The organism is Stenotrophomonas pictorum JCM 9942 (assembly GCF_001310775.1).
Taxonomy (GTDB): Bacteria; Pseudomonadota; Gammaproteobacteria; order Xanthomonadales; family Xanthomonadaceae; genus Stenotrophomonas; species Stenotrophomonas pictorum.
In genome coordinates this window covers 1-4,493 of sequence record NZ_BAZI01000226.1, presented here as the reverse complement: position 1 = coordinate 4,493, position 4,493 = coordinate 1, and the positions used below count along the sequence as shown (strand labels likewise).

The 4,493-nt window shown below is 65.9% G+C and carries 5 protein-coding genes; 1 reads left to right on the top strand and 4 read right to left on the bottom strand.

The window, feature by feature from the left end; all coding sequences use genetic code 11:
• Window positions 1-197: 197 nt before the first annotated feature.
• Window positions 198-1,028, bottom strand: a complete 831-nt coding sequence (locus JCM9942_RS11230) for a DUF5694 domain-containing protein (RefSeq protein WP_054659715.1) — start codon at window positions 1,026-1,028, stop codon at window positions 198-200.
• A 247-nt stretch (window positions 1,029-1,275) separates the two neighbouring features.
• On the opposite strand from JCM9942_RS11230, the gene JCM9942_RS19665 reads away from it, so the two are divergent.
• Window positions 1,276-1,884 carry a hypothetical protein gene (locus JCM9942_RS19665; RefSeq protein ID WP_199398904.1) on the top strand — a complete coding sequence of 203 codons (609 nt, stop codon included), beginning with the start codon at window positions 1,276-1,278 and terminating at the stop codon, window positions 1,882-1,884.
• A gap of 139 nt (window positions 1,885-2,023) precedes the next feature.
• Here the strand turns inward: JCM9942_RS19665 and JCM9942_RS11220 are convergent, their stop codons facing one another.
• From JCM9942_RS11220 to trmY, 3 genes are all read right to left on the bottom strand, one after another.
• On the bottom strand, window positions 2,024-3,082 hold the full coding sequence (locus JCM9942_RS11220) for a S66 peptidase family protein (RefSeq protein WP_054659713.1): 1,059 nt from the start codon (window positions 3,080-3,082) through the stop codon (window positions 2,024-2,026).
• 208 nt (window positions 3,083-3,290) lie between these two features.
• Window positions 3,291-3,587, bottom strand: a complete 297-nt coding sequence (locus JCM9942_RS11215; protein ID WP_256202367.1) for a hypothetical protein — start codon at window positions 3,585-3,587, stop codon at window positions 3,291-3,293.
• Window positions 3,588-3,653: 66 nt separating this feature from the next.
• Complete coding sequence (gene trmY / locus JCM9942_RS11210; RefSeq protein WP_054659711.1) at window positions 3,654-4,247, bottom strand: tRNA (pseudouridine(54)-N(1))-methyltransferase TrmY; 594 nt, start codon at window positions 4,245-4,247, stop codon at window positions 3,654-3,656.
• Between the last annotated feature and the right edge of the window lie 246 nt (window positions 4,248-4,493).

The window sequence follows — 4,493 nt, the reverse complement described above, 5'->3', positions numbered from 1 at the left end:
CCACACCCCCCGGCGGCACGGGCCGCCCCCTGGCAACACCACCTGCTCGACGTCCCCGTTGAACAGGACAGGCGCCGCCCCGGCGCTACCGCGACTGCGCCGACGGCCACACCGCATTCGTGCCAGTCATGCCCCATCCCGGCGCGGACCGGCACCCTGCTCGCCCGGCCAATGAACCCGGTACTGTCCCGCCGGTATCACGGCGTCAGGTACCCGCTCACCTCCTCGGCCTGCCGCTGGCTGTCTATGGCCAGCAGATCCTTGAGGATGGCCGTGTGCCCGGAGCCGGCAATCACCAGCACGCGATGGCCCGGCGCGGCCGCCTTCTGCACGTTGGCATACATGCGGAAATTGCGGTGCCACCAGCTGGCCGAGGCATCGGCACCGGCAAAGCTGCCACCGGCATCCACCGCATTGGTGCGGATATACAGATCCTTGTTCTCGCGATCACGCGCCACATCGTTGCTCAGCTGCAGCAGCTGCAGCAGCTGCGGCAGCGACAACGTGGCCTGCTCCTGCCCGGTGCGCTCGGACAACATCTTGAACGTCGCCTCCATTGCCGCCTGCATCGCCGGATCGTGTGCCTTGATGTAATTGAACATCGGCTCCGCCTCCCAGCCCACCTGGCCCTCGTCAAAGCAGGTCACCCGGTCCAGTCCCGCCGCTTTCGCCACGCGGAATCCGATCTGGTAGGTCTCGTTGGACTTCAGCGCGAAGGTGCCTTTCCGGTAACCGTCAAACTCCGCATCCAGCCGGGGCTGCGCCGACGCCTCGCACTCCACCAGCACATCGGTGGGCGCGAAGGCCGCCAGCCGCGTGGCCAGCCCGTCCAGATAGTCCTGGTTGGCCGGGGTCATCACGTCGATCACGCCGGACTTGACCATATCCAACCCCGGATTGGCGAAGTGGAAAGCCCCCAGCATCAGCACCTTGCCCGGCGCCGGCGTGCCCCCGGTCGCACCCGCCACCGCAGGCAATGCCATCACACACATCAGCAGCGCAGCGCGCTGCCATCGGTTGAAACTCATCTCTTGCCCTCAGGTTGTATGTACGGCCATCGAGTCGGGTACCACTGCCAGATCAACGGGACCTTACCGCCAAACCGGCAGGGCACCAGCACCAACCCGAGTGGACCCGCTGGATCTCACCCAACGACAACGATCTGCCAGATGGCCGACCGTGCGCTTGACGGCATCGCAACGAGAATCGGCGTAACGTGGCGCTCCCCACTCCCGCCCGCGCCAGCGGCACACCTATCTGTCCAGGAGCAACATCATGCGTATCGGAATCACCATGGGCCTGGTCCTGCTCATCAGTCCGCCAACATGGGCCGCATCCAGCGGCGGGCTGCCGCTCTTCAACGCGACCTGTCCTCTTGGACTGGAGGTCCATGGTGATGAAGGCGGGCCGGTGTACGTGAATGGCAAGGAAGCCGTACTGAAGAAATTCAACGATAACTACTACGAAGCCAGGGATGCGGCGACCGGCACGACCCTCTCGCTGTCCAAGAACCCGGACGGCACGCTGTCGGCCTCGTATACGGGACGCGGCGGCGCGAACGGCGTGTGCCAGATGCACACGACGGCCGACGTGAGCGGTGCGTCTCACGCTGCACAGCCCACTGTGGCCGCCTCACCGGCCGCGCGTGGCCCCGTTGTAACCCCAGGCAACATGCCGGCGTTTTGTCGTGGCGAGGTATCCGGGATGTTTGCTACCCGGCCTGCTTATGTGAAGACCGATCCGGTCGCCCGCGCCAAGGACGGCAGCACCTCGATCGACGGTACGGTCGACAAGGGCAGCGAAGGCATCAAGCAATTCAGATGCCGGTTCGATGCCACGGGGCGCTTCATCGACGTCATGGCGCTGACGAGCGACGGCTATTGACTGAGACCACCGGCCAGACCCCGGCGGCGATGGACAGGCGCGCGGCCGGCGCAGGGAAATGCATGACTGAGCACGCCTGAGGCGACAAAGGCCCCGCACGGCGGGGCCTTGTCCATCTGGCATCCGCGGCGGACCGGGCTCAGCCCTTGGCCGCCGGCGCCTGGAACACCGGCTCCAGCAGCCGGAACGTGCCGGCATCGGCGTCCATCTCCACCTTGCCGCCAACCGGCACAATGAACTGCTCGCGGATGTGGCCGATCATCGCGCCGGTATAGGCCGGAATGCCCAGCGGCAGGATGTAGTCATCCAGGATCTGGTCCAACGTCAGCGAACCATAACCATCGCCCGGCTTGCAGTCGTTGCAGTCGCCGAAGATGAAGCCGGCGATCCTGTCCAGCGCGCCCATCAGCTTCAAGGTGCTGAACATCCGGTCGATGCGGTACGGCGCCTCGGCCACGTCCTCCAGGAACAGGATCTTGCCGGTGAAGTCCGGCAGGTACGGCGAGCCGGCCAGCGCGGTCAACACGGTGAGGTTGCCGCCGATCAGCTCGCCCTGTGCGCGCCCGCCACGCAGGGTCACGGTACGGTTCTTGCGCGGCACCAGCTCGTCATCACTGCCGGTCGTGTTCTGGTAGTTCATCAGCTCGCGGTTGAAGAACAGGCGCTCGAACTGGTCAACGTTGAAACGCGGCCAGCTACCGGCGCCGATCGGGCCGTGGAAGGTCACCAGCCCGGTTTTGGCCTGGATCGCGCAATGCAGCGCGGTGATATCCGAATAGCCCAGCAGCACCTTCGGATTGGCGCGGATGCGCGCGTAGTCGAGCATCGGCAGCAGCCGCGCCGCACCGGAACCACCGCGCACGCAGACGATGGCCTTGACCTGCCTGTCGCCGAACATGGCGTTCAAATCCCCGGCCCGCTCGGCATCGGTGCCGGCCAGATGGCCGTGGCGGGCGCCGTAGTGGGCACCGGTTTTCACCTTCAAGCCCAGCGCTTCCATCGCCTCGCCCGCCAACTGCAGGCCCAGCCGCTCGCTGGTGGCACCGGACGGGCTGACCAGCCCCACCGTGTCGCCCTTGTTCAATGCCGGCGGCAACAACCGGCGCGGCGCGGCCGTCGCCGCCATTGCGCCCTGCAGGCCGGTCAGTGGGAGTGCCGCCGCCAGTGCCGCACCGCCGATAAAACGCCTTCTATCCATGCCCACACCCGCAAAGAAAAACGTTCCGCAGCCTAGCAACCCCGCGCAACGCCCGCCAACCTGCAACGCAGCACGGGGGCCCGGTGTTTTTCCGGCACCGCGTCGCGATATGTGCCTGCAGCGCGCCGCACGCGCGCGACGTGGCCGCGGAAAACAGAAAGCCCCGCAGTGCGGGGCGCTTGATTACCGGGGAGCCAACAACAACGGATTACGCCGGCCGCTGCCGGTATTTTTCCGCCGCCGCGCCGAGCTCCGCAATCTTGAGCACCCGCGCCTGCTCCGCCTTGCGCAGCGCTTCGCGCGCCTCTTTGACCACCTCGTTTGCCAGACTGTGGCTGGTGTGCAGACGCTTTGCGTCCATCGCGGTATCGAGCCGTTTCTGGGCCAGCTTTATCGCTTTGTCGACGCGATAGAGAGGACCGTTCAAACCCACGGTAAGAGGGGGATCGTAGCTTTTCGTCATGACGTGCATCTCTGATCGGATCGGCATCACCGCCAGGCGCAAAGCACTGCGCCTGTACGTGGCCATTGGGAAACATCGGGGGAAGCATTTGGTTGAGGCGCCCCGGCCTCAGCGCTGGTCCAGCGCGTGATGGATCAACACCACGCATTGCGAGGCGAACAGCATCGTCGGCCCCAGCGTGATCTTCTTGGCGCCCATCCGTTCCAGGCTGGGGATCACCTTCTTCGGCATCGGGATATGGTCGGTCAGCACGAAGCACGGCTTGTCGGCGAACACCTGCTCGCCGATCGGCGTGCCCTTGGGGTCCATCAGGAACAGCTGGTGGTCTTCGGCCAGCTCCTGCATCAGCCGCTCGAAGCTGAGCGTGCGCACCGTGACCCCGGATTCCACCGGCCGGCTCTGTTCCTTGCCCATGCCCTGCGACACATCCAGCGCCTTGGCCACCTTGCCCAGCAGCGCGGCCTCGTGGAAGCCGTTGAACTCGTGCATGGCATTGACCTCGAAACGCACCGTGCGCGAGAAGTCCTGGGTGCTTTCCAGCACCAGATAGACCACCACATCGGCGCGGTGCGACTGGGCCACGAAGATGGCGTTCATCAGCGTGTGCGCCAGGATTTCGGTATGGGCGTCCTGCCCCACCGAGGCCAGCAGCTTCTGGCGGTCGGTGGGCGCGGCGCGCGCGCGCATTACAAAAGTTCGCATGGGGCTCGTGAGGGGTCCGGGGGAAACGCGACAGCGCAGTGCCGCCGGCGCATTGTCGCGTGAAACCAGCCACTGGGCCATGTTACGGAACGCCCGGGCGCCCTCCCTGCCCTCATCTTAGACAGGCGGCCACCGGGCCGGCAGCCGCAAAGTGGGGCCCAAGGTGTCCAGCACCGCGGCAGCCCTCCCATTGCCGCCCCCCGGTAGGCGCAAAGCCCGCTAGGATAGCTTCTGAGCTACTCCGTT

Bases quoted from the DNA above. Each gene is read 5' to 3' on its own strand.
- trmY (WP_054659711.1), bottom strand. From the start codon at position 4,247: ATGCGAACTTTTGTAATGCGCGCGCGCGCCGCGCCCACCGACCGCCAG.
- JCM9942_RS19665 (WP_199398904.1), top strand. From the start codon at position 1,276: ATGCGTATCGGAATCACCATGGGCCTGGTCCTGCTCATCAGTCCGCCA.
- JCM9942_RS11220 (WP_054659713.1), bottom strand. From the start codon at position 3,082: ATGGATAGAAGGCGTTTTATCGGCGGTGCGGCACTGGCGGCGGCACTC.
- JCM9942_RS11230 (WP_054659715.1), bottom strand. From the start codon at position 1,028: ATGAGTTTCAACCGATGGCAGCGCGCTGCGCTGCTGATGTGTGTGATG.